We start from the raw sequence: 24,271 nt of genomic DNA, 5'->3' as shown, positions 1-24,271 counted from the left end.
GGTTCATAATGAAGAAAAAAGGGAAGGAGTGTTCGCTAAAATGACAGTAACCTTTCACGTTGGTCGATCGGGAACGGGGAAAAGTGAACGGATGATTGAACAAGTCATTCAGGATTTAAAACAGAACCCGAGCGGACCAACGATTTATATGATCGTGCCGGACCAAATGTCGTTTGAGATGGAGAAGAAGATGGCTACAGTGGACGGTCTGCGCGGCTCGACAAGGATCCAAGTGCTGTCGATGCGCCGTCTCGCATTCTTAATGATGCGAGATGCGGGAGTGGCAACGGACCAATTCTTAGATCAGACGGGGACGCATCTGTTGTTACGGAGAGTCGTCGAGATGAGCGAGGAGCGGCTGACCTTGTTCCGTCGAACGATGAACCAGTTCGGATTTTATGAAGAGTTGAACCAATTGATTTCCATGTTGAAGCGAGGACTTGTTGAACCGGAGCATCTATTACGCTTAAGTGAACAAGCGCAACATCGTGCCTTAAAGTTACAGGATCTCTCCATCATCTATGAAGGGTTTTTGAAGATGACGGAAGGTAAGTCGCTACACGCGGAGGACTATTTCAACGTCCTGTTGCAACTGTTACCGGAGACGGATTTGACGGGAGTCCATGTATATGTGGACGGATTTAATGAGTTTTCAGAGCAGGAACTAGCCGTCCTCGTCGGTCTTGCAGAAAAGGTCGACGTCGATGTGTTGTTGACGCTTGATCCCTCATCCATGTATCGTCCGGATCCATTGTTTGGACCGACACAGCGTACGCTCATGCGCTTCAAGGAACTCTTGTCGGAACGACAACTTCTATCGGTCGACAAAACGTATGACAACGTATATCGCTACACACATCCAAGTCTTCGTTATTTAGAGGCGACCTTTGACCAGATGACGGCGGAGCCATACACCGGGACGGAGAATCGTGTCGACTTGCACGCTGCCGTCGACCGGACTGTCGAGGTGGAGGCGGCTGTTCGCGAGGTCATCCGACTCACGCGTGAAGAAGGATATCGTTACCGAGACATTGCGCTCATCTCGCGTTCACTCGATGAATATGGCGACCTGGCATCACAAGCGTTACAAAAGATGGGGCTGCCCTACTTCTTAGATGAACGGCAGCCGATGCTTGACCATCCGCTCGTTGAATTGTTGAAAGCCACCATCGACATCGCATTGCGTAGCTATCGGGAGGAAGCTGTTTTTCGGGCATTGAAGACGGAGCTCGTCGTCCTCGACCCGACGCACCGACGCACGTCTGTCGACCGCCTCGAAGCGTTCGTTATTGAACGTGGCATCAAACACTACCATTGGCACGATGCATGGCAGTTACGTCGTCGTACAGGAGAAGAAGCGCGACTGACGAGTGAAGAGCTAGATGTTGAAGTGGAGTTGAATCGCTACCGGGAACGCGTCATCGAAACGTTTGATCCCTTGCTGTCGGATTTGAAACAGGCGAAGACGATGCAAGCCTACACGCATGCCATGTATGCCTTCTTAGAACGAATCGGTGTATCGGACTGTCTGACTCATTGGCGTGACGAAGCGATTGAAGAAGCGCAGTTGCTCGAAGCACGTGAACATACCCAAGTGTGGGACGCGGTCTTACATTTACTCGAACAGTTAGAAGCGGCAGCTCCAGAAGAGACTTTGTCGACGGAACTGTTTCTCCAGATGATGGACACGGGTCTAGATAGTCTTCGCTATGCGCTTATTCCACCTTCACTCGATCAATTGACGGTGACGGACTACGTCCGTGGTCGATTAATTGATAAGAAAGTGGTGTTCTTGCTCGGGGCGAATGAAGATCAAATTCCTCTCGTCACGACACAGTCCAAGCTATTGACCGATCACGACTTGGATTTCATGCATGAGAACGGTCTGCGTGCTGGAAAAGCGACCGAGCACTTGTTTGATGATGAAACGTATTACTTATATAAAGCAGTGACGGCACCGAGTGAGCGTCTCTACATTAGTTATGCCCTCGTCGATAGAACAGGTAAGGCGATTCAACCGGCGCGCTTCATTGCGGATTTAAAGGCCCGTCTCCATAAAAACGTCATCAAGACCCATTTTGCTGAAGCCGGGGAACACCGACCGCGTGACCAATTCGCCTTTTTGACGAATGTGAACCAGACAGCAGCGGTCACGGCTCTCGAACTTCAGCGTTTAAGTCGTCATTATCCGATTCAAGATATGTGGTTCGCCGTCTATAACGAACTGTTGAAACATCCGGACGGTCGCGAGCGATTGCAATTGTTGACGAGCGCCTTGTTTTATCAAAATATCCCGAAATCATTAGACGACGATGTCGCCAAATCGCTTTACACGCCATCGATTCGGGCGAGTGTCTCGCGACTCGAGACGTTCCAAGCGTGTCCGTTCAAGCATTTTGCAAGTTATGGATTGCGTTTAAAAGAACGTCGTCTGTATCGACTCGAAGCACCGGATATCGGAAACCTCTATCACCGAACGATTGAACATATGTCACAGACGGTGAAGATGGACGGAAAAGAATGGCGGGACGTGGCGCCAGATGAATGTGTGAACTTAGCGGAACAGGCGGTAGAACTTGTGACGCCTGAAATCCAACATGCGATTCTGATGAGTTCAAACCGATACGCCTATTTGAAGAAAAAATTGACGGATGTCGTCAGCAAGACGGCAGAGGTATTGATTGAACAGTCGAAACGGGACGGTTTCGACCCGAAAGCGTTTGAACTTGCATTCGGGAGCGGTCAGTTTCCACCTGTCTCATTCACGTTGTCGAATGGGGCGACGTGTGAGCTCATTGGTCGAATCGATCGTGTCGACACGGCAATGGTTCATGACCAGCTGTACGTTCGCATCGTTGATTACAAGTCGAGCAAGCGCGAAGTCGATTTTGCGGAAATTTATTACGGTCTCGCGATGCAAATGCTCATTTATTTGAAAGTGTTGATTGAGCAGGCGGAGGTATGGACGAAAGAGAACGTGGCGCCGGCTGCGGCACTGTATTTCCACGTCCATCGCCCACTCGTACCACCGGCAGGTTCTGATGAAGAGACGCGACAAAAAGTGTTGGAGTCTTATCAGATGCAAGGGCTATTGGTCGACGACCCGAAGATTTTGGAGATGATGGACCGTTCCGCAAAAGAATCTTCGAAAAAATCGATTGTCATCCCGGTCAAATATAAAAAAGATGGGACGCCTGACGCGAATACGTTGAAGAAAATCGTCACACCGCCTCAACTCGAACAGTTGATGGACCATGCGTTTGATGTCGTCAAATCGAGTGCCGAGGAGATGTATGACGGAAAAATAGACGTAGAGCCGTACGAATATAAAGAACGGCGACCGTGTCAGACATGTCCGTATCAGAGTGTCTGTCATTTTGACGAGGCGCTCTCGAATGAACCTCGCAAATTGAAAAAGTTAGAGAAAGAAGATGTATTTCAGGAGTTAGGAGGGGATGACCGTGAAATGGACGAATGACCAGTTCGCCGCAATTGAAGCGAGGGGAAGTCACGTCCTCGTCTCGGCTGCGGCCGGATCGGGGAAGACAGCAGTTCTCGTCGAGCGGTTGTCTAGCCGATTGCTCGATGAAGCAGATGAATTGACGGCAGATCGTATGCTCGTCGTGACATTTACAAACGCGGCAGCGGCAGAAATGAAGCGACGCATCGCAAAGGCGCTGGAAGAGGCGTTGCGTGACGACCCAACGAATGAGTATGTCCGGAAACAGCGACAAATGTTGAACCGGGCACTCATTACAACCATCCACTCGTTCTGTTTAGAAGTGATTCGCGAAAATTACTATTTATTGGACTTAGATCCGGCATTCAAGATTGCGGAAGAGCGAGATCTCGTGTTGTTACAAGATGATGTGTTAGAAGAAGTGCTTGAAGAAGAGTACGGGAAGCAGGATACAGATTTCTTCGCCCTTGTCGATGCTTACACATCAGATCGCGGGGACAGTGAAATCGAAGACCTCATTCTCGGTCTATATCATTATGCCCGTACACTTCCGGACCCCGACGCCTATTTAGATAACCTCATTTCGATGTATACGTTCGGAGATGACCCGGATCGGGAAGCCATCCTCATCGAATTTGGCCACATGTTGTGGCAAGACATCGAAAAAGCGGTGCGTAATCTTCGGAAGCTTGAGGCGGAGCTTCGGGTTGCAGGATATGAACCCCAGTCGGAAAACATCCGTCAGGCAATTTTCCCGTTAGAACAGTTAGAAGGGGAAGCCGTCGTCTGGAGCGAACTCGAGACGGCTGCACGTGCGATGAAGTTTGGCACGATGAAATCCGTTCCTAAAAAAGAGGAACACCAGATTTATCATGAGGTGCTCAAACCGGCGTATGATCAAGCGAAGAAAAAATTGACGGCGGCTGTTGAGCAGGCACGTGTCAGCGGGGCGGATTTATTGGAAAGCGTCTCGATGCAACAACCTCTCGTCAAGACGCTCGTCCAAACGGTTCGTGCGTTCGGAAAAGCATATGAACAAGCGAAGCGCGACCGAGCCTTCGTCGACTTCAGCGACTTGGAACATTATGCGCTCGCCATCTTACGGCAGGAAGATGGACCGTCTGATGTCGCGGCTCTGTACAAAGAACGCTTTGTCGAGGTACTGGTCGATGAGTATCAAGATACGAACGAAATTCAAGAAACCATCATCAATCTTGTCGCAAATGAACGGGAAGAAATCGGGAACTTGTTTATGGTTGGAGACATCAAGCAATCCATTTATCGGTTCCGTCATGCGGAGCCAGGTCTCTTCATCGATAAGGCGACACGCTTCAAACAGGCGGACACGGGAAAACGAATCGATCTCTCCCAAAACTTCCGTAGTCGGGCAGAGGTGCTTCATGGGATCAATGACTTGTTCGTTCAGCTCATGGACGAAGAGGTCGGAGAAATCGCTTATGATGAGGCCGCTCAACTCGTTCCGGGTCGTGAGTATGAACCGATCCCAGCGAATCCCGAATTGATGATTGTCGACGGAGCGAGTCGTGAATTATCGAAACAGGAAGTCGAAGGACGAGCCATCGCGACCCGAATTTTAGAGCTAGTGTCTGGAGATGAACCGTTCAAAGTGACGGATGAAGCGACGGGACAACTCAGGAACTGTGAGTATCGGGACATCGTGATTCTCGTCCGTTCAAAAAAAGGACGAGTCGAGCAGTTGATGGACATTTTGACTCAGTACAATATTCCAGCTTATACGGATTCCGATGGCGGTTATTTTCAAGCGACAGAGATTCGCATGATTCTTGCTCTCTTGAAAGTAATTGATAACCCGCTTCAGGATATTCCGCTCGCCGGAGCGCTCCGTTCCCCGATGTTTCGATTCGATGATGGTGAGCTAGCACGAATCCGACTCGAGTCCGAAGATTCGTTCTATGAGGCGCTGAAGGCGAAAGCGGATGATGATGACGAGCTCGGTGTGAAGTGTGGAGACTTTCTCGATCGTCTTTCCCGCTGGCGTACCTATGCGCGCAATCATAGCTTATCCGAATTGATTCAACAGTTGTTCAACGACACTGGATTTTATGACTTTTCCGGTGGATTGCCTGGTGGAAAAGGGCGCCAAGAAAATTTGAAGGCGCTCTATGACCGCGCGCTCTCTTATGAACGAAGCGGCTATCGTGGACTGTATCGCTTTTTACGTGTCATGGACCGTTTACAAGATACGGGGGAAGATCTATCCGAGGCGCGGTCTCTCGGCGACGAAGAAAACGTCGTTCGTATCATGACTGTGCATAAGTCAAAAGGTCTCGAGTTCCCGGTAACGATTGTCGCCCAGCTCGGAAAACAGTTCAATACACTCGATCAGAAACAGCGAGTCATTTTCCATAAGCAGTATGGAATTTCACTTGATGCAATCGATGTCGTGACACGTACAAAGGCGGAGACGTTCGTGAAAGCGATGATTCGACGAGATTTAGACGCGACGATGAAAGCAGAAGAGATGCGTGTCCTCTATGTCGCGTTGACACGGGCAAAAGAGAAATTGATTCTCGTCGGAACGGTCGGGGATTCGCTCAAACAGCTCCAACAGTGGCTACAAGTCGAACAATCTGGAGAATTGTTAGCGAGTGAGGCGAGACGTGAAGCGAAAACGTACTTGGATTGGATTGCGCCAGCACTCTTACGTCTACCAAGTGCCTCGCCATTTATCGAATCGTTCGGATTCACTACAGCCGCTACATTCTATGAGTCGTCTTCTTGGACGTACCGTATGATTGGTGAAGCTGATTTGGCGGAGGTTGCGACACTACAAGAGATGATGGCGCAGCTACATCATGTTCAACAGTTTGAAGCGATTGATTTCCCTATTCAAAATGAGGAAGCGACGATTCATGCCATTCACCAAGCATTGACATATGCATATCCGGCTCAAGATGCCGTACGCACGGCGGCGAAACAAACGGTGACGGAATTGAAACGAGCGATGCAACTGGAACAAGCCGCCTTTGAAGACCCGGTTCGACCAATCGATACACCTTATCGGGAGCCGAAATGGCGTCAAGTGAAACAGAGCGGTGCCGAACGCGGGACTACGTTACATCTGATTTTCCAAATGGCTGATCCGAATCAACCGATTGTCGATCAAATCGATCAATGGGAGAGACAAGGGATGCTTAGCCCGGTCGAGGCTGAAACGGCACGTCTCGCCATTCCTGACGTAGAGGCGTTTTTCCGTACCGAGGTCGGACAGGCGCTCGCCGAGGCGCTCAAGCAGGGTACCGCTTGGCGAGAACTGCCATTCACCTATACCGTACCGGCTGAACGGGTCAACCCAGATGGGCAGTTTACCGATGAAGACGTACTGATTCAAGGGATTATCGACTGTCTGTATTTCGATGGGACATCTTATATCCTGTTGGACTATAAATCAGACACCGTCGTTCATTTATCCGGATCCCGTGAAGACGCACATCAACGGCTTCGGGATCGTTACGCGATTCAATTGCAACTGTACCGAGAAGCGATTGAGACGATTTGGGATATTCGTGTCGAGCAGACGCTTATTTACTCACTCGACTTACAAGAAATCGTAACAGTGGCCACCTCATAAAGAGCAAGCCAAGAGCGATGTCAGTTATATGACATCGCTCTTTTTATTATGTGCATTTTCACATTCTAAATCGTTGACAAGTAAGAGGCGGAGGAGTAATTTATTTTATATAAGTAATTGTTCCATATAGAACAATCCGAGTCGGAACGATATAAGGAGTGAAGTAGCATGACCGAGATGAGTGCAACAAGAGCGCGGGAAATGATGAAATCGTTTTGGCGCGTACAGCGCGTCTTGATTCGCCTCATGCATCAGACGGCCCAACAAAACGACCTTACCTTGCCACAACTTCATGGACTGATGATGTTGAATGAACAGGGTGCGATCACACAAAAAGAATTAGTGCGGCGCACAAGGATGCCGAAGAGTACGTTGAGTCAATCATTGGATGGTCTAGTGGAGAGAGGATTGATTCGACGAGACATCAATCCGGATAATCGCCGCGAAGTGGTATTGACGATTGATCAATCTGGCAAACAATTGATTGATGAGATTGAACAACAAGAGGAAGGGACCGAACAACAGTTGAATCAAATCTTGTCTCACTTAGATGAGGAGACGTATCGTCATATGATTGAAGCCCATCAACAGATTGCAGATGGATTAAATGAAGGATTCACAGATTGTGAAGGGGGATGTCGTCATGATTAAGTTATTAAAACGTTTGATTACTTATAAATGGGCCGTCCTCATGGTCTTGTTATTTGTGTTCGCACAGTCGCTAGCAGATTTATTCTTACCGACATTAATGGCGGATATCATCGATAACGGGGTCGTGACAGGAGACACCGGCTATATTTGGCAAATGGGTGGGATCATGCTCGGTGTGACCGGACTTGGGGCACTCGCGGCAGTCGTGGCAAGTTTTTATTCATCGAAAGCGGCGATGGGATTCGGTCGTGATTTACGAAGACGCGTCTTTAACCATGTCGAGCGTTTCTCGCTCGAAGAGTTCGACCGTGTCGGAACAGCCTCGCTCATCACGCGGACGACGAATGACATCACGCAAGTCCAACAAGTCATTATCATGATGCTTCGGATGGTCGTCAGTGCACCGATCATGTTTGTCGGTGGTTTGATCATGGCGACGTCGAAAGATGCCACGTTGTCACTCGTCATCGTTGCCGCCATGCCTTTTCTCGTCATCTCGATCTTCCTTATTTTTTGGAAAGCGATGCCGCTCTTTAAGAAAGTACAGAAGCGATTGGATCGTTTGAATCTTGTCCTCCGAGAAAACTTGACAGGCATTCGAGTCATTCGGGCCTTCAATCGTGAAAAAGAAGAACAAGTCCGTTTGACAGAGGCGAATGAGCGATTGACGGATGTCTCAATCAAAGTCAACCAAATCATGGCGTTTCTCATGCCGGTCATGATGCTCGTCATGAACTTGACCGTTGTCGGCGTCATTTGGTTCGGTGGCATCCGAATCGATAACGGGGCGATGCAAATCGGGGATTTGATGGCGTTCATTCAATATGTCATGCAAATCATGTTCGCGCTCGTCATGGCTTCTGTCATGTTCATCATGATTCCGCGGGCGTCGGTATCGGCGAACCGAATCAATGAAGTGCTCGAGATGACACCTTCACTAGTTGATGAAGGCACAAAAGCGGCGGATGCTGAGCACGGGACACTCGTGTTTGATGATGTCACGTTCTTTTACCCCGGTGCCGAGGAACCGGCATTATCACATGTCAGTTTTTCAGCGAACCCGGGTGAAGTCACAGCTGTGATTGGTGGGACCGGATCTGGGAAATCGACACTCGTTAATCTGATTCCACGATTTTATGATGTGACGTCTGGAGAAATTCGTGTGAACGGGGTCGATGTTCAAGCCGTATCGCAAGAAGAGCTCCGTTCAAAAATCGGGTACGTGCCGCAAAAGGCGTTGCTGTTCACGGGAACGATTGCAGAGAACATTCGATACGGGAAAGCCGATGCGTCGACCGAAGAAGTCATACATGCCGCATCGATCGCACAGGCGAGCGACTTTATCGAGAAGATGCCAGATCGATATGAATCTGTGATTGAGCAAGGTGGGTCGAACGTGTCGGGTGGACAAAAGCAACGCCTCTCCATCGCCCGGGCGCTCGTTCGAAAACCAGATTTGTATGTATTCGACGACAGCTTTTCGGCACTCGATTTCAAGACGGATGCCGCGTTACGCAAGGCGTTAAAAGAAGAAACGAAAGATGCGACCGTATTGATTGTCGCACAACGGGTGAGTACGATCATGGATGCTGATCGCATCATCGTACTCGAAGAAGGAAGTGTGGCCGGAATCGGTACACATGAAGAATTGTTTGCGACGAATGCGGTATATCAAGAAATCGTGAAGTCGCAGCTGTCTGAGGAGGAAATCGCATGAGTGAGAAACAAACAACGACGCGACAAACTCATGGCGGGCATGGTGGCCCAGGAGGTCCTGGCGGTGGGAATATGATGATGATGGGTGAGAAGCCGAAGGCGTTCAAAGTCACATTCCGTCGTCTGCTCGCCTATTTGAAACCACGACGGAACACGTTGATTGCGGTTTTCGTCGCAGCCATTCTAAGTACGGTATTCATGATTGCTGGTCCAAAGATCATGGGGATTGCCATCACGGAACTCTTTGAAGGTGCCTATGCGAAATTTACAGGTGTGCCGGGCGCAGAGATCGATTTCACGAGAATCGGACAAATCTTGTCCTTGCTCGCAGGACTTTACGTCATCAGTAGTCTATTCAATTACGTTCAACAGTATTTGATGTCTGGCGTTGCCCAGAAGACCGTTTATGATTTGCGAGAAGACGTCAACAAAAAATTGGAACGACTACCGCTTAAATATTATGATGGACGTTCAAATGGGGAGACGTTAAGCCGAGTGACGAACGATATTGACTTGATTGGGAGCACGCTTCAACAAAGTGTGACGTCATTCATTACATCAATTGTCACGATTATCGGGATCTTGATTATGATGCTGTCCATCAGCCCCCTTTTGACGGTCATCTCGCTTGTGTCATTACCACTGACAATCTTTGCAATTCGTCCGATTTTAAAACGTTCGCAACAATACTTCTCCGATCAACAGCGTCATCTAGGACGATTGAATGGTCATGTGGAGGAAATGTATACCGGACACGCGGTTGTTAAAGCGTTCGGGCGTGAAGAGACAGCTGTCCGTGAGTTTGATGAGGTGAACGAAGAACTCTATGATGCCGGGCGCAAGGCGCAATTTATCTCAGGGATCATTATGCCGATGACGATGTTCATCGGAAACATCAGCTATGTGTTAATCAGTGTTGTCGGTGGGATTTTAGTCACACAACGAAGCATCTCGATCGGGGATATTCAAGCGTTTATCACGTATACGCGGCAGTTCACCCAACCGATTACGCAAACAGCGAACATCGCAAACATCGTCCAGTCGACGGTCGCTGCAGCAGAACGGGTATTTGAGTTGTTAGACGAAGAGGAAGAAGTGAAAGAGGTGACGACGTATCGCCTAGACCGGGCCGAAGGGAATGTCGCATTCCGTCACGTCGACTTTGGATACGGGGACAATCTCCTTATTCAAGACATGAACCTCGACGTGAAGACGGGACAAACAGTGGCAATCGTCGGGCCGACCGGTGCTGGGAAAACGACATTGATCAATCTCCTCATGCGTTTCTATGAATTGAACGGTGGAGAGATTCTGATTGACGGTAAAGATTCGAGACACATGTCGAGAGAAGATTTACGTCATACGTTCGGGATGGTCTTACAGGATACGTGGCTCTTTAATGGGACAATCCGTGACAACATCGCTTACGGAAAAGTGGGTGCGACGGAAGCGGAAATCGTCAACGCAGCGAAGACGGCGCATGCGGATTCATTCATTCGGACGTTGCCGGACGGATATGACACGGTCTTGAACGAAGAAGCGAATAACATCTCACAAGGACAGAAGCAATTGCTGACGATTGCGCGAGCGGTACTCGCGAATCCACCGATAATGATTTTGGATGAGGCAACATCAAGTGTAGATACGCGTACCGAGATTTTGATTCAACAGGCGATGAAGCGGTTGATGAAAGGACGAACGAGTTTCGTCATCGCCCACCGGTTATCGACGATTAAAGATGCAGACTTGATCTTAGTGATGGACCAAGGTCGTGTCATCGAACAAGGGACACATGAGTCGCTGCTTGAAGCCGGTGGTTTTTATGAAGATTTGTACAACAGTCAGTTTGCTGAAAAAGAAGTTGTATAAGAAGAATATAGGTTTTACGGCCAGGCGATTAGGCAAAAGACGTACGAAGATGAGTTTCGTACGTCTTTTTATTTTGTGTAACAATTACAAATCCGTTAAAATAAAAAAATGGGATAAAAAATGGAGGAACGATTATGGTAAAAATCTTACTTGCGGAAGACGAAGAAGTACTACGCATGCTCGTTATGGATACATTAGAAGACGAAGGATATGACATCGATGAGGCTCAAGATGGAGTAGAGGCCTATCGATTGATTGAAGAGAACGAATATGATTTGGTGATTGTGGACCATATGATGCCCGGGATGACAGGGCTTGAGGTCATTGAAAAAGTAAGGAAGTTACCAGGGCGACAAGATACGAAAGTGATGATGTTGACAGCGAAAAGCCAACAATCTGACCGTGATTGCGCGAATGAGATTGGTGTCGACTACTTCATTTCAAAACCGTTCAGCCCACTTGAACTTGTCAAAATCATAGGAGGCATCGTGAAGTGAAAAGGTGGTTTAAACAAAAACTTGGGCGCGACATCATGGTCGTCCTCTATTCGTTCCTCGCCATCGCGTTGGTCGGATCGGTTCTGACCTATGTGTATATCGAGAATCGACTCGAAGCGAATGAGGCTCGTTTACGTCAAGTAGACGAACGCGTCAATCGTTTGACGACGCTTTGGGATGAATGGCAGGCCGATCAGTATGACACACGTGGCTATCTCTTGTTTGGTGATACGGCGTCGCTAGAACGTTCAAGTGCGAACGAAGCGAAGTTCCAACAAGAAATCAATTGGTTTAAAACGCAAGTCACTACTCGTCAAGGTGAGTTGTTCGCAGAAGATTTGCAGCAGTTCCATGACTTTTACTACGACGTCATCATTCCGGTGACGTATGAGTATGCGCAGGCACAGCTTGATGGTGATGTAACGGAAACGTTTATCGATGCTGAAACAATCGCCGAGTTACCGACGGCGCAACGATTGATTGATCAAGGTGTCGTCCAATTTAATCCGGAGCGTGGCATCGATATTTTAGGGCCGATTGATGAAGTCGAATCCTCGTTAGAAAACTATCGTAAATTGATGGCTTCTGAAAAAGAGGCGGTCTACGCGGAATGGCGCCAAAACAATAACATGCTTCAATTCTTGTGGATTATGAGTATTGCCTCATTCGCTGCATTGATTTTGTTATTCGTCCAACCGTTCCTTCGTCGTCAAACACGCTTGATTTCAAAACTCTCAATCGCATCGAACCGTTTGTTGAAAGGTGAGATCGTCGACTTGAGTGATCAAATGAAACGAGAAGATGAGATTGGTACGATGTCTCGCTCGTTCCATAAGATGGCCGAGACACTTCGTGACAACGAACGTCATTTGATTGAAAAGAACCATGAACTTCAGGCGCAACAAGAAGAATTGATTGCCCAACAAGAAGAGCTTCAGGCACAGCAACAAGAGCTTGAAGAGATTCTCGAGCAGACTCAACAAAACGAACAACATCTCGCTTACCGAAACGAATTGACGGAGACGTTAGCGTCACGTGATTCGCTTACGGCGTATCCAGAGATTATCGAGAAACTCGTTACGATTACGGACTCGGAAGTCGGTGCACTCGTCTTCGTCGATGAATCGGGCACGTACCGCGTGACGAGCCATGGTTTGAATGACACGTTGTCCCGTCAATTGCTCGATAGTGAGAATTCTGTGTTAACGCGGGCGATGACGTTGAAGACGACGGTACACTCAGCGAAACAAGTTGCGAGCGACCATCCGCTTCCTTACCCGTACTATATGTTCGAAACGGCGGTACCGGTCCATGACCCGACGGACGATTCGATTATCGCGTTCATCTATTTGGTCCGCTATAAAGACCGTTTCACACAGACACAGATGGGTGACATCATGTCGTTCGCTCGTCAGCTTTCACTCTCGCTCTTACGGATGCGTCTATTCGAAGAGATGAAACGCGAGAAAGGGAAGACAGAACGCATCCTCGACTCGATTCGAGAGGCGGTCGTCTATATCGAACATGCGACAGATGATGTATTCGTCAACCGTCCACTTTATGAAATGTTCCCGGAACTGAGTGACGTCAGCACACAGGACCTTGAAGAAGAAACATGGGAAGAGTGGCGTAATCGCCTTGTCGAAACGGTGGACCAAGCAGAAGACTTTACGAAGTATACAAATCGATTGTTCACGGAAGACTTCCCACATGACAGTGTGAGCTTCTCAATCCGTAAAGGTGAAATGAACTTGCAGATGTATGCTGAACGGATTATTGTCGGCGGTCTATCGAAAGGGACGCTTCTCGTCTTCCGGGATATCACAAGTGAGACAGAGGCTGAACGATTGAAGAGTGAATTCATCTCAACGATTTCTCATGAATTGCGGACACCGCTCTCGTCCATTTACGGATTCACAGAATTGATGGTGAAAAAGCAGTTACCAAATGAGAAACAAGCAAAATATTTAGAGACAATCCATGCGGAGACGGAACGTCTGACGCATCTCGTCAATGATTTCCTTGATGTGCAGCGGATGGAATCCGGTAGTCAAATGTACGACCGGGAACAACTCGATATCGAACCGGTCGTCCGAGACATGTTGACGTTCTATGAAGCGTCATCTTTGAAGCACGAATTCGAATTGATTGCGGATGATGCACGTCCTTACGAATTGTTCGTCGACTGCCAGAAGTTCAAGCAGTTGATGAGTAATCTCTTGTCAAACGCAGTGAAGTATTCTCCACGTGGTGGAAAAATCACGGTAGAGCTTGCTCATCATGAGCAAATCGTGTCCATCAAAGTGAAGGACGAAGGAATTGGAATTCCGAGCGACGCGCTCGACCGATTATTTGATAAGTTCTATCGCGTCGATAATTCCGACAGCCGTGAGATCGGCGGGACGGGTCTTGGTTTACCAATCTGTCAAGAAATCGTCCGAGGTCATAACGGTCAAATTCATGTGGAATCGATTCAACATGAGGGGTCGACCTTCATCGTTGAAATTCCTAGCTATGAATACGCTGTCCAAGAGGCAGAGACAACACCAGTATAATGAATGGAGTCATCCTCGAAGGATGGCTCTTTTTTTAGGAAAGCGTTCGCTTGACCAATCAGGAGAGGGTTCGTGTACAATGAAGACTGTACAACAACATAAAGGGGGGCATTAGAATGCCACTGATTGCATTCTTGCACACACACGTCACGAGCTGGATTTTGTTACTTATCTTATTTGCCGTAGCCTATATTGGTTACAAGAACGGCAACAAGAGTGGAAAGATCGCACATATGGCGTTTCGACTCATGTTACTCATCGCATTCGGAACAGGACTTTATCTCTACCTTCAATTGAACGGAGGCGGCACGTTCTATCACGTGAAAATCACAGTCGGGTTACTGGCATTGATTTTCGGTGAGATGACACTTGTCAAAGTGAAAAAGAACAAACCATCGAACGCCTTTTTCGGCGGATTTATCGTATTGGCACTCGTGACAATCTTTATCGGTTACGCATTACCATACGGACAATCTTTCTTCAACAGCTTCATTCAATAAGACTTTCCCACTTCGCACACCGAAGTGGGAATTTTTTGTTTGTACACAAATTATTAGGGGAAAATAAAAAAATCAGTAATCATGACGATGAGGTGAAACGATGGATCAACAAATGACGGAATGGACACGCGTATTACATGCACGGAAATGGATGAAACAAACAGAATCATTTTTACCACTATGGCACGGCTATATCGGATATAAGTTTGGTTTATTCGATGCACTTCAAGGTGGCGCAAGTATGGCAGAGATGAATTTACGACTCAAACGCCCGTTGACGCAACTTGCGCTAGAGCGTTGGTTAGAAGTTGGGGTCGCAGTGCGTCATTTGAAGAAGAGGGGATGGCGCTACTATCCGACACGTGGATTAAAATACCAGTTGTCTGGTAACGATGAGCGGAGCATCGGATTCATGCTCCAAGAGATGATGGAACTTCACATCCCTGCGTTGATCGCTTACCCAGAATTTTTAGAGTCTGGGAAACAAAAGACGTTTGATGGGGCCGAACACGGTCAAGTCGTCGCGAAAACATCGACGCTCGTCGAGACGGTCGCATTCCCGATCGTACAGCAACTGTTACGTCAGGCGAACGTCGGGTCGATGCTTGATATCGGTTGTGGGCATGGTGGTTATTTACGTAAATTACAAGCGCTCGAACCGAATTGGGAATTGACGGGGATCGATTTAGAGGAAGAGGTTATCGAAGAAGCGCGGTCTCTTGATGAACGGGGCGATATTCATTTTGAAGTCGCCGATTTCATGAACTGGGAAACAGAAGAACAATTCGATGCGGTCATGATGAACAATATGCTCTATTATTTCTCACCAGAGGAGCGAATCAAACTGCTTGAACGACTTCGGAATCGTTTAGAAGAGAACGGGGTCGCAGTCCTTGTGACGCCACTTGCGGAGACGGCACTCGGCGGACGGTTCGCTTCTGCATTCAATGCCTTCATGACACTTCACGATAACTTATATCCGCTCCCGACCATTCCACGATTGCGCCGTCAAATGCAAGAAGTCGGATTTGAACAAATTCGCTTTATCCCGTTCATTCCAGAAGGGTCTTGGTATATCGTCATCGCCGAGCGAGGGAACAAGAATCTGCTCAATCAACCGATTCAAAATTGAACTTGTCTCCGGTCATTTCTATAATGATAGAGAAGCATAAGAGACTATTCACATAGGGAGTTGTTGAGTGTGTCGAAACAAAGAGTTGCCGTAATAGGGGCAGGACCCGGTGGATTGGCTGCTGCGATGCTACTAGCGAATCGTGGCGTAGACGTCACCGTATTTGAGAAACAACCGTTTGTAGGAGGCAGAACGTCACGTCTACAAGTAGGCGAGTTCACGTTTGACCGAGGACCTACATTTTTAAATATGCCTTACATTTTAGAAGAGATCTTCGAAGAAACGGGACGTGATTTACATGATTACGTCGAGATGAAACGGCTAGAACCGATGTATGATTTGTATTTTGATCGTGGGACGCGCCATCTCTCGATGACGACTGATCGTGACCAGATGCATCAAGCCATCGAAGAACAATTCCCGGGAAATGGGGAAGGATATGAACGGTTCATGAGCGAACAGGCGATCAAGCTCTCCAAGTTGATGCCTGTTCTTCAAACCGCGCATGACAAACTGACCGACTATGTCTCATTACGCGTACTCAAAGCGTTACCGTTCCTTTCAATCGGGAAGTCGCTTTATGACGTCTTATCCGAGTACTTTACGAGCGAAGAGTTGAAGTATGCGTTCACGTTCCAAGCAAAATATTTAGGAATGTCCGCTTGGGAATGTCCAGGCGGTTTCTCGATTTTATCTTATATGGAGCATGCATACGGGGTTCATCATCCGATTGGAGGCGTGAATCAACTTTGTTATGCGATGGCGAAGGTCGTAGAAGAAGAGGGTGGCGTGATTCGCTTAGGTGAACCAGTAGAGCGTCTTCTCATGGATGACAAGAAAGTGACCGGTCTCGTAGCAGGGAGCGTTCATTATGCGTTCGACGAAGTCGTGATTGGTGCTGACTTTGCTCACGCGATGACGTCATTAGTCCCAGACGGCAAACTGTCGAAGTGGAGTCCGGCTCAACTGAAGAAGAAACGCTACTCGTGCTCGACATTCATGCTTTATCTCGGGCTCGATCACGTCTATGAAGACGTGGCACACCATTCGATTCACTTCGCAGACGATTATGAGTTGAACGTCAAAGAGATGACGCAAGAGTTGAAACTGAGCGAGGATTTCTCATTCTACGTTCAAAACGCCTCGCGCATCGACCCGACGCTCGCACCTGCAGGAAAATCGTCGCTATACGTCCTCGTACCGGTACCGAACAACTTATCCGGTTTGCCATGGGAAGAGTTGCAGCCAACGATGACAGAACGTGTACTCGACGCCCTTGAGACACGGTCACCATACCGAGACATTCGCCAACATATTGAGGTGATGGAGACGTTGACACCTGAGGATTGGGAAACGTTCGGGGTATACGAAGGCGCAACCTTTAACTTGGGTCATAATCTATCGCAAATGATGTATTTCCGTCCGCACAATCAGTTTGAAGAGCTCGACAACGTCTGGCTCGTCGGTGGCGGGACGCATCCAGGAAGCGGGCTTCCGACCATCTTTGAATCAGCGCGCATCACAACGAACTTGTTGCGTGACCGGGCAGGTGTCGGCCGATGAACATCAGCTTTGTCGGGGCCGGGGTCGGCACACTTTACGCCGCCCTCTTATTGACGAAACGAAACCCTTCACTTCACATCACGATTTACGAGAAGGAAGCGCGTGTCGGTGGACGACTAAACTATGTTGAATTTGAAAATGGAGCGAAAGTCGATGAAGGTCCGACGATCGTCTTGTTACCGGGCAAACTGAAGCAACAGTTGATGGAAGCGGGGCTACCGGAAAGTGAGGTCGAATTACTCGAAGTCGATCCACTCTATCGTTTGCGCTATCAAGACGGGACATCGTTCTATAAATATCGGGATATCGAGCGACAGGCAGAAGAGATCGAGCGGACTTTCGGCGAAGGGGACGCATTCCGTCATTATATGTCGCAGAAGAAAGAAGAGTATCGGATTGGGTTCGATACGTTTTTAGACCGCAGTTATGCATCGAAAACAGAGTTGTTCGAACCGAAACTATTGCTTCTCCTCATGCGCTTGAAAGCATATGAAACGGCCCATGCGAACATGAAACGTTTTTTTGAGGACGAACGCTTACGTGTCGCCTACAGTTTACAGACGCTCTATATCGGTGGGAACCCTTATGCGACCCCCTCGTTATATGGACTCATTCCTTATCGTGAACAAGAAGAGGGAGTCTGGTATGTAAAAGGAGGATATTTCTCGCTCGCGGCGAAAATGGAACAAGAGCTGAAACGACGAGGTGTTCATTTCGTAATGAATGCGGCCGTCAATCATGTCCACGTCACGAACGGTGTAGCCACTGGCGTCACGGTCAATGACGAATACGTGCCTTATGACGCGGTCGTCGTGAACGGTGACTTTCCGCTTATGGAACGACTCATTGATGGCGTGACACCGAAGACGTATGAACCGTCCAGTGGTACGCTACTCCTTTATTTCACGGTCAGCGGGGAACTCGATTTGCCGGTCCATCAATTCGATTTACCGAATGATTTTGAGGGATCGATGCGAACAATCTTTGAGGATGGTAAACTAAGTGAGTATCCGGCGATGTACACGTTCAATCCATCACGGATTGATTCGACACTTGCGCCGAATGGGACGAGTGTATTATATGTCCTCGTTCCGGTACCTCGTAAATTGGAGCGAGAAGACTTTGAGACGCAAGGAACGATTGACCATCTATTAGGAAGACTCGAGGCACTATTACCCGATTTTCGGGACCGTGTCATCGAGATGAAAGTACGGACACCGATGGATGCCGAGCGATTTGGTCTGTTCGAAGGAGGAAGTTTTGGGATTGCACCAAAATTGTCTCAATCAGCCGCCTTCAAGCCACAGGCAAGACCGTTCCCGAAAATCGAGCGATTGTATGCGGTTGGTGCATCTGTCCATCCATGTGGGGGCGTGCCGATTGTCATGATTGGTTCACAGTTACTTGTGAAAAAAATGGAAGAAGAAATGGGGGCAATACATCGTGACGACACAAGAAGCGTATCGTCAATGTGAGGAAATCATGAAGAAAGGCTCGTTGACCTTTTATCGGGCCTTCTCTTTGCTCTCAAAACCAGATCGACAAGCGGTCATGGCCGTGTATACGTTTTGTCGGACTCTTGATGATGCGGTCGATGAATCAGACCGTCCAGAAGAGAGTTTGGCGTCGTTTTTGCATGCATTCGATCGCTTTTTAGCAGGATATGACCAGGATGAAGCGCTATGGGTCGCCCTTCGAGATGTATGGCAACGCTATGAGATGGACGTCAATCCATTCTTTGAGCTAGCGGAAGGCATGAAGTGGGATTTACATAAATCACGATATGAGACGCTCGAAGAGACCGAGCAGTATAGCTATTATGCCGCGAGTACGGTCGGTCTGATGCTACTCCCGATTCTTGTCCCGAATCAAGACGCCGAGACGAAACGTCAGCTCCGACAAGGCGCCATCGACCTCGGCATTGCGATGCAACTGACCAATATTTTGCGAGATGTCGGGGAAGATTTGAATAGAGACCGCATCTATTTGCCACGCACGATGATGCGACAGTATGGCGTAAGTGAAGAGATGTTACAGCAACGTGAAGTGACACCTTCCTTCATCGAGCTATGGGAGGCGTTGGCGAAGCGCGCGGAGTCCTTGTATGAACGGGCACGTACGACCCATCACCTCTATCCGCTCGCCAGTCGAAAACCGGTTCAAGCAGCAGCTCTTCTATATGAAGGAATTTTAGATGCAGCTCGAGCAAACGGATATGACGTCTTCACAAAACGGGCATACGTATCGACCTTACAAAAAGGAAAGTTGTTAGCAAAATTATAAGTCATCCAATCTACTGTAGATGCTCCTCGCGTCTACAGTTTTTTTGCGCAAAAAAAACCACTTTTGGCGGGGGACCAAAAGTGGCGTAAGCGTTATGTGATCCATTCATCGGGGAAATGAATGAATCGATTTGTGATGAAGCCCTAAAGATGTGCCGGGATTCATGGGGAATGAATCAGTTGGGACATCTTCGTTGAAACAGGATGCTTGATGGACTAAGGGGGAACATCATACGCAAGCTGTCTCAACTACGGGATACGAGTGGGGAAACTCGCTCATCACTTTTTTCTCGGGTGTGACAAGTTCAAAACGCGATGAGGCTCGGGGAAGCCATTCGATCGCTACAGGTGCAACAAACGTTACAGAACTGCTTGAACTCGAATATGATATTATCACGTCTTTCAATTGTCGACAAGTGTCGAAACTCGCGTTCACAAAATGTTCATATTGTCAGAGGTATGTCCTCTAACATCGATCGTGCCGCGAATTGTCCTGAAAGCGTGACCATTGGGCTCCCGCCTCCAGGATGAGTCGAACCACCTGCAAACCAGATGTTTGACACGTCCGTCGACCGAGCTGCCGGTCTAAAGAATGCCCCTTTTTTCGAATTGGCCGACGTACCGTAAAGTGCACCGTAGTATGCATAAAAATCACGCGTTAAATCTTGCGGTGTCACACGTTGATGGAAAAGGACCTCTTCATCTTCCCAGTCCACGCCGAACTCGCGCAACCGACGACGAATTAAATGCTCATACGTGTCGGCATCGATGTCAGTCAAATGGGCAGGTGCATTGACGAGAATGAACAGATTGTCGCCAGCCTCGCCCATCGATGAATCGGTTGCGGATGAATTGGAGATATAGATAGTCGGCTCGTCCGCATAGCGCTCTTCTTGAAAGAGTGATTTGAATTCTCGCTTGTAGTCGTCAGAGAAATAGACGTTATGGTGAGCAAGGTTCAATCGCTTCGATAGTCCGATCATTAAGACGAATGCAGAGATGGACGGTTCGACGGTGTCGCGTGTCGGGACCGGGAAAGAAGGACGGTCTTTCGCGTCGACAAGTCGAGGATACTGCGTGAGTAGCTCGCCATTGAGCAAAACGGCATCGCAAGAGATGACTTCTTTGTCGTCGACGACGACTTCATGGGCTTTCCCGTTCAAGACCTCGATTTTCGTCACTTCGTGTCCGAGACGGAACGTCACTCCGAGTTCACTCGCTCGCTTCGCAAACCCTTTCGCGATGTTCCAGTTGCCACCCTTCGCGAAGTAGACGCCTTCATTTAATTCTAGATGCGCGATGAGCGCGAACGTTCCTGGCGTCACGTACGGGCTGCTGCCGATGTATGTCGCATACCGGTCAAGTGCCTGGATGATGCGCTTGTCTTTGAAGTACTTTTGATGAAGGGCGTGTAAACTTTGGAGCGGGTGCACTTTTACCATGTCCGCCCAAAGACCCGGGTCTAATTTTGTCTCCATGCGGGTGAAGAAGCGTTCGTTCGCGATACGGAATAACTTGTCCGCTTCGTCTAAATAAGCCTGTAATTGATTTTTCTTCATTTGATCATTGGTTAAACGTCGCACTTCCGCCTCGAGCTGTGCCCGGTCGGCGCTAAATGTGAACGAGGAGCCGTCCGAATAATGATTGACGGTATGTTGGTCGAGTTTGATCAATTCAAAATAGTCATCCGGGTTGGCACCACTGTTTCGGATGACGGAACGGAACACATCTGGCATCGTGATCGTATTCGGACCAAAGTCAAAACGATGACCGTCGGTAATGACGGGCATAAGTTTTCCGCCGACATGTTCATTCTTTTCAATGACTGTGACGTCATAGCCATGTGTGGCGAGCGTGACGGCAGCGCTCAGTCCACCTAGTCCGGCTCCAATGACAACAATTTGCTTCATACATATGTCCCCCTTAAATAAGACGCTCGATTAAGAATAATGGCGACCTTTCCACGTGATAGGTAGTCGTCTCCATTTTCGGATGACGGCGTTCCCGAGTAAGGTCAGATAAGCGATTAAGCTGAGTGGATGCAACCATGTACCGGATCCATGTGATCTCATATCGACAGCAAGTCGGGCGAGGAGTACGAAGAGTGCCGCACTGATTGTTTGCCAACTCGGTGAAACGAGCCATGCGAACATGGCGGTCAACTGGATCCCGTAGTACGTCAAAAAGTACAAGGCAAGCCCTACTGATTCATTCATTCCCTTGAATACGTTTTTTGAAAACCCGCTCCATACTTCTTCATTCGTCTCATACATATCACATGAGATAAACGGGGCGACTTGAACGAGTGATGTCACTTTTCGATGTCGCTTGAACGTCCGACATAAATCGATGTCATCGATTAACGATGATCGGATCGTGGCATGCCCACCAACTTCCTCGTAACTGTTTCGCTCGACGAGTACGTTCATTCCGTTCGCTGCCGCAAATGCTGGATGTTTTACTTTACGCCAAAACAAAGGCAGGTGTTGGGCGATGAGTACGTGTTGCATCGGGATCAACAATTTCCCGAGAAATGTCGTTGTCGGAAATTGGGGGAATCCTGATAGGAAGACAGCCTGCTCGCGACGGAGAGTGGCATGCATGCGGGCAATAAAGCTCGAATCGATCGTGACGTCCGCATCTAAAAAGAGGAGATACGGTTCAGTCGTGCGTGATGCGAGTTGATGACAGGCATGGACTTTGCCGGCCCAGTCATTAGGCAAAGGGACTCCCTGAATGACGGTGAATCGGACATCGTCCCCAATCGCGCGATTCAATCTTTCGTATGTATCATCTTCGGAGCGGTCTTCATAAATGTAGACATGAGTATTCTCCGGAATCGCCATTTGTAAATTAGAGATCAATCGGTCGACATGTCGAGACTCATTCCGCATCGGGATGCAGACGGCCGTCGCAGGTGTTTTTCCAGGAGTTGCGAGCGGTCGTAAAAACGCTAGATTGATGAGTGTGAAGAGCAGCATACTGAGGGTCACAATCCAAAGTATCATGATTCCCTCCTCCCGAGTCGGACGAGCGTTTCTGTCCATTCGGCAAGGTTACGCCGCGAACGAAACAGGGCAGTGTAGGCGGTCGAACGTGTGATGACGTCATCTCTGACGTCGTCATACAGCTGTTCAAGTGCCTGCGCAATCTCCTGCTTCTGACCTCTCCGTGTCGACGAGGTTACGTTGTGCTTTCGGAATCGGACATAGACGACGGGTTCCGCGTGGCTTTCGAATGCATAATACATGGCGCATAAATGAATCGGGCGATCATTTAGTAGAAGGGTCGCTCCTGATTCGATTTCGACAGGTCGCTGTTCTTGTGGAACTTCTCGACCTTGAGGATATATCCATACGGATTTGCCTGATGTCAGCAACTCATTCGCGTAGGCGAGGGAAGCTCGTACGTCGGAAAGACTTCCCTTTTTTACTGAGAAGGCGCCGAGGTGACGAAAGAACGGGAAGCGGCGCAAACCGTCCTCGTCCATCAATACATGAATGTCATGTCTCAAAAAATATTCATTCACCATATACATGACGAGCCCATCCCACCACGCACTATGTGTACTCAAAATCAATCCTGGCGTCGGGATATCATCAGTTCGTATGTAAATATTGTGGAACGTCGGACGAATCTGACGTTCTCGTACGAATGTTGAGAAGACGTTATTGAACCATCTCTTTTTGTGTGACTCGATCATCGCGACCTCTCCTTTCTAACAGAATGACCCCGGACGTCAACATGCTAAGGAAACCAATCCCATAGAGACCTGCGTTCACGGCTGTGACGCCGAACAAGGCGTGAAGCATGACGAACAAGTACACGCCATGTCGGATGAATAAAGCATCGACGGATCGTTCATGGCGTTGTAACAGCCATGAGAAAATGAGAGAGAGTCCGAACCAGCCGATAAAGTTTTGGGTCGGAATATCATAATACAGCCCATCGTTCGCCCATTCCCAATACCCCTTCACGTTAGCCGCCACCGGGTCGATCGCCATATCGAGCCATACCGCGAGAATCGGGACGAGCCATAAAATATGGTTACGGAATGTGAAGAGACGGGCCGCGGCAAAACTAGAACCGATCACGGCGAGCCACGCCGCACCGATTGTGACAGGGACTCCAAACACCGTCGGACCAAACGCCTCGGCATAAATGTATTCACTGAACGGGAACCCGGTTTTCACGCCGAGCGTCTCGACAGCGATTGAACCAAAGAAAATAAACGGGACAATCCAGGCGCCTTGCCGCACGCCTTGATAGAGAATGGTTCCGCCAATCGCACCGGCGAGCCATAAAAAGACAGGGTTTGCCCACTCTAGCCAAGGCGGAAGCAGGTCGAACCCAACCAAAATTAACCCAATGAAATACCAGACAATAAACCATTTCCAAATAAACGGATACACTTTCATTCCATCACCTCTTCT

At 48.5% G+C, this 24,271-nt stretch carries 16 protein-coding genes; 12 read left to right on the top strand and 4 right to left on the bottom strand.

The features are described 5' to 3' along the window. Nucleotides 1-40 precede the first annotated feature (40 nt). The 12 genes from addB (at nucleotide 41) to KNO85_RS10200 (ending at nucleotide 19,839) form a co-directional block, all read left to right on the top strand. On the top strand, nucleotides 41-3,478 hold the full coding sequence (gene addB, locus KNO85_RS10255) for a helicase-exonuclease AddAB subunit AddB (RefSeq protein ID WP_214789674.1): 3,438 nt from the start codon (nucleotides 41-43) through the stop codon (nucleotides 3,476-3,478). Further along, nucleotides 3,456-7,073, top strand: coding sequence for a helicase-exonuclease AddAB subunit AddA (gene addA, locus KNO85_RS10250; RefSeq protein ID WP_214789672.1), 3,618 nt, complete (start codon nucleotides 3,456-3,458; stop codon nucleotides 7,071-7,073). The genes addB and addA overlap by 23 nt, the downstream gene beginning before the upstream one ends. Nucleotides 7,074-7,241: 168 nt before the next feature. Further along, the gene (locus KNO85_RS10245) at nucleotides 7,242-7,724 is read left to right on the top strand and encodes a MarR family winged helix-turn-helix transcriptional regulator (protein WP_214789670.1); all 483 of its coding nucleotides are present in this window, start codon (nucleotides 7,242-7,244) and stop codon (nucleotides 7,722-7,724) included. Continuing rightward, nucleotides 7,717-9,441 (top strand): ABC transporter ATP-binding protein, encoded by a 1,725-nt coding sequence (locus KNO85_RS10240; RefSeq protein WP_214789668.1) that lies wholly within the window; start codon nucleotides 7,717-7,719, stop codon nucleotides 9,439-9,441. The genes KNO85_RS10245 and KNO85_RS10240 overlap by 8 nt, the downstream gene beginning before the upstream one ends. Further along, on the top strand, nucleotides 9,438-11,309 hold the full coding sequence (locus KNO85_RS10235; protein ID WP_285800887.1) for an ABC transporter ATP-binding protein: 1,872 nt from the start codon (nucleotides 9,438-9,440) through the stop codon (nucleotides 11,307-11,309). The genes KNO85_RS10240 and KNO85_RS10235 overlap by 4 nt, the downstream gene beginning before the upstream one ends. Nucleotides 11,310-11,443: 134 nt before the next feature. Continuing rightward, nucleotides 11,444-11,806 (top strand): response regulator, encoded by a 363-nt coding sequence (locus tag KNO85_RS10230; RefSeq protein ID WP_074032651.1) that lies wholly within the window; start codon nucleotides 11,444-11,446, stop codon nucleotides 11,804-11,806. Further along, complete coding sequence (locus KNO85_RS10225; RefSeq protein ID WP_214789666.1) at nucleotides 11,803-14,361, top strand: sensor histidine kinase; 2,559 nt, start codon at nucleotides 11,803-11,805, stop codon at nucleotides 14,359-14,361. The genes KNO85_RS10230 and KNO85_RS10225 overlap by 4 nt, the downstream gene beginning before the upstream one ends. 116 nt (nucleotides 14,362-14,477) lie before the next feature. Beyond that, nucleotides 14,478-14,861: a YisL family protein gene (locus KNO85_RS10220; protein WP_214789665.1), complete on the top strand. Its 384-nt coding sequence runs from the start codon at nucleotides 14,478-14,480 to the stop codon at nucleotides 14,859-14,861. 100 nt (nucleotides 14,862-14,961) lie between these two features. Then, complete coding sequence (locus KNO85_RS10215) at nucleotides 14,962-15,993, top strand: class I SAM-dependent methyltransferase (RefSeq protein WP_214789663.1); 1,032 nt, start codon at nucleotides 14,962-14,964, stop codon at nucleotides 15,991-15,993. 69 nt (nucleotides 15,994-16,062) lie between these two features. Then, the gene (locus KNO85_RS10210; RefSeq protein WP_214789661.1) at nucleotides 16,063-17,556 is read left to right on the top strand and encodes a phytoene desaturase family protein; all 1,494 of its coding nucleotides are present in this window, start codon (nucleotides 16,063-16,065) and stop codon (nucleotides 17,554-17,556) included. Then, a complete protein-coding gene (locus tag KNO85_RS10205) occupies nucleotides 17,553-19,031 on the top strand; it encodes a phytoene desaturase family protein (RefSeq protein ID WP_214789660.1) in 1,479 nt (492 codons plus the stop codon). The genes KNO85_RS10210 and KNO85_RS10205 overlap by 4 nt, the downstream gene beginning before the upstream one ends. Beyond that, entirely contained in the window at nucleotides 19,000-19,839 is an 840-nt protein-coding gene (locus KNO85_RS10200) for a phytoene/squalene synthase family protein (protein WP_214789658.1), read from the top strand. Before KNO85_RS10205 ends, KNO85_RS10200 begins: the two co-directional genes overlap by 32 nt. Nucleotides 19,840-20,281: 442 nt before the next feature. Here the strand turns inward: KNO85_RS10200 and KNO85_RS10190 are convergent, their stop codons facing one another. From KNO85_RS10190 to KNO85_RS10175, 4 genes are read right to left on the bottom strand one after another with little or no spacing between them, the layout of a single operon-like run. Next, nucleotides 20,282-21,748: a phytoene desaturase family protein gene (locus tag KNO85_RS10190; protein ID WP_214789654.1), complete on the bottom strand. Its 1,467-nt coding sequence runs from the start codon at nucleotides 21,746-21,748 to the stop codon at nucleotides 20,282-20,284. A 30-nt stretch (nucleotides 21,749-21,778) separates the two neighbouring features. Continuing rightward, nucleotides 21,779-22,846: a glycosyltransferase family 2 protein gene (locus tag KNO85_RS10185; protein ID WP_214789652.1), complete on the bottom strand. Its 1,068-nt coding sequence runs from the start codon at nucleotides 22,844-22,846 to the stop codon at nucleotides 21,779-21,781. Beyond that, complete coding sequence (locus KNO85_RS10180) at nucleotides 22,843-23,541, bottom strand: lysophospholipid acyltransferase family protein (protein WP_214789650.1); 699 nt, start codon at nucleotides 23,539-23,541, stop codon at nucleotides 22,843-22,845. The genes KNO85_RS10185 and KNO85_RS10180 overlap by 4 nt, the downstream gene beginning before the upstream one ends. Next, nucleotides 23,507-24,256 (bottom strand): carotenoid biosynthesis protein, encoded by a 750-nt coding sequence (locus KNO85_RS10175; RefSeq protein ID WP_214789649.1) that lies wholly within the window; start codon nucleotides 24,254-24,256, stop codon nucleotides 23,507-23,509. The genes KNO85_RS10180 and KNO85_RS10175 overlap by 35 nt, the downstream gene beginning before the upstream one ends. Nucleotides 24,257-24,271: the final 15 nt, after the last annotated feature.

Source organism: Exiguobacterium sp. s124 (assembly GCF_018617485.1).
Lineage (GTDB): Bacteria > Bacillota > Bacilli > Exiguobacteriales > Exiguobacteriaceae > Exiguobacterium > Exiguobacterium aestuarii.
This window is presented reverse-complemented; position numbering and strand designations above follow the sequence as displayed.

What these genes read in the sequence shown, in the direction of transcription:
- KNO85_RS10185 (WP_214789652.1), bottom strand. Translation starts at nt 22,846, where the DNA reads ATGATACTTTGGATTGTGACCCTCAGTATGCTGCTCTTCACACTCATC.
- KNO85_RS10240 (WP_214789668.1), top strand. Translation starts at nt 7,717, where the DNA reads ATGATTAAGTTATTAAAACGTTTGATTACTTATAAATGGGCCGTCCTC.
- addA (WP_214789672.1), top strand. Translation starts at nt 3,456, where the DNA reads ATGACCGTGAAATGGACGAATGACCAGTTCGCCGCAATTGAAGCGAGG.
- KNO85_RS10205 (WP_214789660.1), top strand. Translation starts at nt 17,553, where the DNA reads ATGAACATCAGCTTTGTCGGGGCCGGGGTCGGCACACTTTACGCCGCC.
- KNO85_RS10230 (WP_074032651.1), top strand. Translation starts at nt 11,444, where the DNA reads ATGGTAAAAATCTTACTTGCGGAAGACGAAGAAGTACTACGCATGCTC.
- KNO85_RS10190 (WP_214789654.1), bottom strand. Translation starts at nt 21,748, where the DNA reads ATGAAGCAAATTGTTGTCATTGGAGCCGGACTAGGTGGACTGAGCGCT.
- KNO85_RS10220 (WP_214789665.1), top strand. Translation starts at nt 14,478, where the DNA reads ATGCCACTGATTGCATTCTTGCACACACACGTCACGAGCTGGATTTTG.
- KNO85_RS10180 (WP_214789650.1), bottom strand. Translation starts at nt 23,541, where the DNA reads ATGATCGAGTCACACAAAAAGAGATGGTTCAATAACGTCTTCTCAACA.
- KNO85_RS10215 (WP_214789663.1), top strand. Translation starts at nt 14,962, where the DNA reads ATGGATCAACAAATGACGGAATGGACACGCGTATTACATGCACGGAAA.
- KNO85_RS10245 (WP_214789670.1), top strand. Translation starts at nt 7,242, where the DNA reads ATGACCGAGATGAGTGCAACAAGAGCGCGGGAAATGATGAAATCGTTT.
- addB (WP_214789674.1), top strand. Translation starts at nt 41, where the DNA reads ATGACAGTAACCTTTCACGTTGGTCGATCGGGAACGGGGAAAAGTGAA.
- KNO85_RS10175 (WP_214789649.1), bottom strand. Translation starts at nt 24,256, where the DNA reads ATGAAAGTGTATCCGTTTATTTGGAAATGGTTTATTGTCTGGTATTTC.
- KNO85_RS10235 (WP_285800887.1), top strand. Translation starts at nt 9,438, where the DNA reads ATGAGTGAGAAACAAACAACGACGCGACAAACTCATGGCGGGCATGGT.